Genomic DNA, 5,849 nt, shown 5'->3' with positions numbered 1-5,849 from the left:
GAGACCGACGATGTCCGACGGACGCACGTGCCACGAGGACACGATGCCCTGGTTGCCCAGCACGTCCCGGGGCGAGCGCAGCGGATCGTCGCGCGGGGTGTCCACCGGCGCGACGACGCACAGCATCGGGCCGCTCGTCGGCAGGCCCAGCGCGGTCGCCGCCTCCTGCGCCAGGCCCGGGTCGGAGCCGCGGCCCTCCAGCAGCGCGTTGAGGAAGGCGTGCCGTTTGCTCAGCTCCTGGCTGCGCAGCCGCGCCTCCTCCAGCCGGTAGTCGTCCACCAGTGCCGCCGAACTCGCGTCGATCACCCGCCAGACGTATCCGGCCGCGTCCAGCAGCTCGTGGTCGTAGTACCCGTCGAACCGCTCCCGCGAGGTCGCCAGCAGTCCCTCCCAGATCACCCGGCCCCCGAGCCGGTAGGCCCGCAGCACCGCCTCCAGCGGGACCCCCTCGCGGGCGCGCAGTCTGCCGGTCTGCCGGGAGGTGTCCTGGGGGTCGGCCCCGTCGGGCACCACGCCGCCGAGCGACTGGATGCCGCGTTCGATGTTGCCGCGCAGATTCTCCCGCAGCTCGTCCGGGGAGGTGATCCCGAGCTGGGCGTACGCGGGTTCGTACTGCAGGACCATGAGCGTCAGCCGGTCCGCGAGGCTCTCCAGATTCTCCAGCAGCGCACGGCTGAGCGTGCGCAGGGCCTGTCGGGCCGGCCCGGACACGTCGGTGGGTGCCGGGCTCTCCGCTGACGTGCTCATGCGCTGAGAATTGCACGCGGCGTTGCGCTCCGTCCAGCCGATCCGGGCGCGGAGCCCAGCGGACCCCGGATTTTTTGGGCACTCCGCCTATGGCCGATGTTGGGCGTGTCGCACGAAGCTGGGTGCCTCCCGCAGGGCGGGGGCTGATGAGGTTCGTCGTACCCGAAGGTGGGAGGCGCCAAGGTGACGTTGCCGGACACTTCCGAGGCCGGATCCGGCCGTGCCGGACCGGAGGCGGCGCCGTTGTTCGCGGCCACCGGGATCACCGTGCGGTTCGGGGGCCTCACCGCGCTCGACTCGGTGTCGCTGGAGGCGCTGCCGAACGAGGTGCACGGTGTGATCGGCCCCAACGGCGCGGGCAAGACCACGCTGTTCAACGTCTGCTGCGGTTTCGTGCGCCCCGACGAGGGCACGCTCAGCCGGCACGGCCGGCGGCTGCGTGATCTGCGGCCGCACCGGCTCACCCGGCTCGGCATCGCCCGGACACTGCAGGGGCTCGGGCTGTTCCGCGGGCTGACCGTGGCCGAGAACGTGCTGGTCGGGGCCGACCGGTTCCGCGCGAGCGGATTCCCGTCCGCGCTGCTGGCGCTGCCGCGATCACGGCGGGACGAACGGGCGCTGGCCGAGCGCGCCGAGCGGGCCATGGCCGAGGTGGGCGTGCTCGAACACGCCCGTGCGTATCCGGGGAGCCTGCCGTACCCGGTGCAGAAGCGGGTGGCCCTGGCCCGGGCGCTGGTCGCCGAACCGGAGCTGCTGCTGCTCGACGAACCGGCCGCGGGGCTCGGCCACGACGACATGTCCGAACTCGCCGAGCTGGTCCGGCGGCTGACCGGGCGGATGGGCGTGATCCTGGTCGACCACCACATGGACCTGGTGATGTCGGCGTGTGACCGGATCACGGTGCTCGACTTCGGGCGGGTCATCGCCGCCGGGGAGCCCGACCGGGTCCGGGACGACCCGGCCGTCATCGAAGCGTATCTCGGCGAGGAGGCCGGCCAGTGAGCGAGACCACCGACGTCCCCACCGGGGCGGGTGCGGGAACCGCGGACACCACCGGATCCGGACGGGGCGCCCGGGCCCTGGACGTCCGTGAGCTGACGACCCGGTACGGCCCGGTCGTCGCGCTCGACCGGGTGAGCCTGCGGGCCCGTCCCGGCGAGATCACCGCCGTGCTGGGCGCCAACGGTGCGGGCAAGACCACCCTGCTGCGGACCGTCTCCGGGCTGGTGCGTCCCCGGTCCGGCGGTGTCCTGCTGGGGGAGCGGGAGCTGGTCGGCGCCGCCGCCGAGGACATCGCCCGGGCCGGGGTCGCGCACGTGCCGGAGGGACGTGGCGTGATCACCGAACTCGGGGTCGAGGAGAACCTGCGCCTCGGTGAGCTGCTGGGCGCCTCCCGGCGCGGGGCCGCCGACCGCCGCGCCCGGCTGGACACCGTCTACGACCTGTTCCCCGCGCTGGCCGAACGGCGGCGGATGCCGGCGAACTCGCTGTCCGGCGGGGAGCGGCAGATGCTGGTGCTCGGCAGGGCGCTGCTGTCCGAACCGGAGGTGCTGCTGCTCGACGAGCCGTCCCTGGGGCTGGCGCCGCGGGTGGTCGCCCAGATCTTCGGCATCATCCGCGATCTCGTCGACCGCGAGGGGCTGACCGTGCTGCTGGTCGAACAGAACGCGCGCAGTGCGCTGTCCATCGCCGACACCGGCTTCGTGCTCAACCTCGGCCGGGTCGTCGCGTCCGACGACGCGGCCACGCTCGCGGCGGACGAGGACCTCCGCCACGCCTACCTCGGCTTCTAGCCGGGCCGTTCTCGGAGGATTTCTGCCCCGATGCAACAGTTCGTGAACCTCACGCTCAACGGGATCAGCCAGGGCGCGATCTACGCGGCGTTCGCGCTGGCGCTGGTGCTGATCTGGCGGTCCACCCGGGTCATCAACTTCGCCCAGGGCGCGATGGGCATGTTCACCACCTACCTCGCCCTCATGCTGATCGAGAACGGGCAGCCCTACTGGGTCGGCTTCGCCGCCGCCCTGGTGGGTGGCCTGCTGCTCGGCGCGACGGTGGAACGGGTGGTCATCCGTCCGGTGGAGGGCGGCCCCGAGCTCAACGCGGTGATCGTGACGCTGGGGTTGTTCATCGCGCTGCAGGCGCTGGCCGCCGTGCTCTTCGGCTCGACCTACGAGTCGTTCCCGGCGCCGTTCGCGTTGCGCGGGTTCGACCTGAACGGCTTCACCGTCGCGTTCACCCCGTTCAGTGTGTTCGTCATCGGCTCGGTCCTGGTGGTGATGCTCGCGCTGGTGGGGCTGTTCCGATTCACCGATCTCGGGCTGAAGATGCGGGCCTCCGCGTTCAGTCAGGAGGTGTCCCGGCTGCTGGGGGTGCGCGTCGGGCGGATGCTCACGCTCGGCTGGGCGTTCGCCGCCGTGGTCGGGTCGCTGGCCGGTCTGCTGATCGCCGGCGGGAGCCTGGTCCACCCCGCCTACATGGAGCCGATCATCGTGTTCGGGTTCGTCGCCGCGGTCCTCGGCGGGCTGGACAGCCCGGGAGGTTCCGTGGTCGGGGGGCTGCTGATCGGCCTCGCACTGTCCTATGTGTCCGGCTACCTCGGGAGCGAACTCGTGACGTTGGCGGCACTGGCCATTCTCGTCGCGGTGCTGCTGGTGCGCCCGCAGGGACTGTTCAGCCACGCCGCCGAAAGGAAGGTCTGATGACCGCGTTGTCGGCGGCCGCGCGCCGCCTCGTCCCCTCGTCCGTCGGCGGCCGGAACCTGCTCGGCGGGGCGGCCGCGCTCGTCCTGGTCGTCCTGGTACTGGAGGCCACGGAGCCGTTCCGCCACTCCCAGCTGGCCACGCTGTCCTACTACGGGATCGCCGCGGTCGGACTGACCGTGCTCACCGGACTGAACGGGCAGATCTCCCTCGGTCACGGCGCGTTGATGGCGGTCGGCGCGTACACGACCGCGCTGCTGCTGGACGCCGACGGGGTGCCGTTCGGCCTCGCCCTGCTGGTCTCGGCCGCGGTCACGGCGCTCGTGGGCGTCCTGGTGGGCGCGGCCGCGGCCCGGCTGCACGGCCCGTACCTGGCGGGTGCGACGCTGGCCCTCGCCGTGGGCGCCCCCGGTCTGGCCGTCTACTTCGACAGCCTGCTCGGCGGGGAACAGGGCCTGCGCGTGGCCTCGCCGACGGCACCGCAGTGGTTCGACGACGCGATGTTCTTCGTCACCGGCAGCGGGATCGGGAACCAGGAGTACCTGGCCTACCTCGGCTGGGGGACGCTGCTGCTGGTGATGGTGCTGCTCGCCAACCTCGTCGCGAGCCGCTTCGGCCGGGTCTGGCGCGCGGTCCGGGACGACGAGGTGGCCGCCGAGCTGTCCGGTGTCCGGCTCGGACACACCCGGGTCCTCGCCTTCGTGGTGAGCGCCGCGTGCGCGGGACTGGCCGGCTCGGTGCTGGCGATGGTGGTGCGCCTCGCCGCGCCGAGCGGCTTCACGATCGTGCTCTCGCTGTCCCTGCTGACCGCGGTGGTGGTGGGGGGACTCGGCAGCCTGACCGGCGCGTTGCTCGGCAGCGCGCTGCTGGTGTTCCTGCCACCCGCGGTGACCGACCTGGGCACCGGGGCCGGGCTGAGCGACGTGCGGGCGGCCGAACTCGCCCCGCTGGTCTACGGCGTGGTGCTCGTGGTGGTCATCCTCGTCGCCCCCTCCGGGGCGATGGGTCTCATCCGCCGGCTGTGGCAGTCGGTGCGGAACCGTCGTCGGGGGAACGAACAAGGAGGAACCAGATGAACGAGCGATTGCGGCGGCGCGGTGCGGCGCTGACCGCGGTGGCGGCGACGGCCGCCCTGGTGCTGTCGGCCTGCGGCGCGGGTGGCCGCCCGGAGTCCGCGGGCGGGGCGGCCGAGCCGGGTGTCACCGAGGACAGCGTCACGGTCGGCGGGCACTTCCCGCTGACCGGTGTGGCGGCCCCCGGGTACAGCGACATCCCCACCGGCACGCAGGCGTACTTCGAGTACGTCAACGCGAACGGCGGCGTCCACGGCCGGGAGATCGACTACGTCTTCCGGGACGACGCCTACGACCCGACCAAGACCAGCCAGGTGGTCAACGAACTGGTCCTGCAGGACGAGATCTTCGCGATGCTCGGCGGCCTCGGCACCCCCACCCACAGCGCGGTGCTGGACTTCCTCAAGGACAACGAGGTCCCGGACCTGTTCGTCTCCTCCGGGTCGCTGATGTGGGACCAGCCGGAGAAGTACCCGCAGACCTTCGGTTGGCAGAGCGACTACGAGATCGAAGCGAAGATCATCGGCCAGTACATCGCCGAGAACCACCCGGACGCCAAGGTCGGCCTGTTCCTGCAGGACGACGACTTCGGCCGGGACGGGGAGAAGGGGGTGCGCGCCTACCTCGACGACCAGATCGTGGCCGCCGAACGGTACGCGCCCACCAACAACGACGTCGCCCCGCAGATCAGCGCGCTGAAGGCCGCGGGCGCCGACCTGGTCATCGGGTTCACGGTGCCGTCCTACACGGCGCTGAGCCAGCTCGCCGCGATGCAGATCGGGTACGAGCCGCAGTGGGTCTACAGCAACGTGGGTTCCGACCCGGCGCTGGTCGGGTCGCTGCTGTCCCGGTTCTCCGAGGGCGCGGTCGAGGGTTCGGGCTCGCTCGACGGGGCGCTGACCACCGAGTACCTCTCCGGTGTGGAGGACTCCGACGACCCGTGGCCGCAGCTGTGGCAGAAGGTGTGGTCCGAACACGGCGGTGAGGGCGAGCTGACCAACTACCGCATCTACGGCATGGCACAGGCCTACACCTTCGTCCAGGCACTGCAGGCGGCCGGTCCCGACCTCACCCGCGAGGGCCTGGTCGAGGCGGTGGAGCAGGCGGGCGGCGGCTTCGAGGGGCCGACGCTGGCGCCGTTCCGGTACTCGGCCGACTCGCACGCCGGGGTCGGCGGGGTGAAGGTCAGCCGGATCACCGGGGAGGGCTCCGAGGACCTGACACCGGTGCGGCTCACCGACAACGGCGACGCCGAGATCACCACGATGGAGGGTGAGCAGGCGCCGCCGCCCGCCGACGGCATCCCGGACGTCGAGCCGCTGAACTG

Annotated in this window: 5 protein-coding genes and 1 pseudogene; 5 read left to right on the top strand and 1 reads right to left on the bottom strand. The window is 72.1% G+C overall.

Features of this window, described 5'->3' with window-relative positions; genetic code table 11:
- Positions 1-747: pseudogene (locus SACPADRAFT_RS0201570) on the bottom strand (PucR family transcriptional regulator); the annotation flags it as partial.
- Positions 748-930: 183 nt separating this feature from the next.
- Between SACPADRAFT_RS0201570 and SACPADRAFT_RS0201565 the strand changes: the two are divergent.
- From SACPADRAFT_RS0201565 to SACPADRAFT_RS24820, 5 genes are all read left to right on the top strand, one after another.
- On the top strand, positions 931-1,749 hold the full coding sequence (locus tag SACPADRAFT_RS0201565) for an ABC transporter ATP-binding protein (RefSeq protein ID WP_007026169.1): 819 nt from the start codon (positions 931-933) through the stop codon (positions 1,747-1,749).
- Complete coding sequence (locus tag SACPADRAFT_RS0201560; protein WP_007026168.1) at positions 1,746-2,540, top strand: ABC transporter ATP-binding protein; 795 nt, start codon at positions 1,746-1,748, stop codon at positions 2,538-2,540. Before SACPADRAFT_RS0201565 ends, SACPADRAFT_RS0201560 begins: the two co-directional genes overlap by 4 nt.
- Before the next feature lie 30 nt (positions 2,541-2,570).
- On the top strand, positions 2,571-3,449 hold the full coding sequence (locus SACPADRAFT_RS0201555) for a branched-chain amino acid ABC transporter permease (protein WP_007026167.1): 879 nt from the start codon (positions 2,571-2,573) through the stop codon (positions 3,447-3,449).
- On the top strand, positions 3,449-4,525 hold the full coding sequence (locus SACPADRAFT_RS0201550) for a branched-chain amino acid ABC transporter permease (RefSeq protein ID WP_007026166.1): 1,077 nt from the start codon (positions 3,449-3,451) through the stop codon (positions 4,523-4,525). Before SACPADRAFT_RS0201555 ends, SACPADRAFT_RS0201550 begins: the two co-directional genes overlap by 1 nt.
- Positions 4,522-5,849, top strand: a 1,328-nt coding sequence (locus tag SACPADRAFT_RS24820; RefSeq protein ID WP_007026165.1) for an ABC transporter substrate-binding protein, incomplete at its 3' end; no start/stop codon positions are given. The genes SACPADRAFT_RS0201550 and SACPADRAFT_RS24820, both read left to right, overlap by 4 nt.

The sequence above is a fragment of the Saccharomonospora iraqiensis subsp. paurometabolica YIM 90007 genome, assembly GCF_000231035.2.
GTDB classification, from domain to species: domain Bacteria; phylum Actinomycetota; class Actinomycetes; order Mycobacteriales; family Pseudonocardiaceae; genus Saccharomonospora; species Saccharomonospora paurometabolica.
This window is presented reverse-complemented; position numbering and strand designations above follow the sequence as displayed.

Coding starts and splice junctions, on each gene's coding strand:
- SACPADRAFT_RS0201555 (WP_007026167.1), top strand. CDS start 2,571: ATGCAACAGTTCGTGAACCTCACGCTCAACGGGATCAGCCAGGGCGCG.
- SACPADRAFT_RS0201550 (WP_007026166.1), top strand. CDS start 3,449: ATGACCGCGTTGTCGGCGGCCGCGCGCCGCCTCGTCCCCTCGTCCGTC.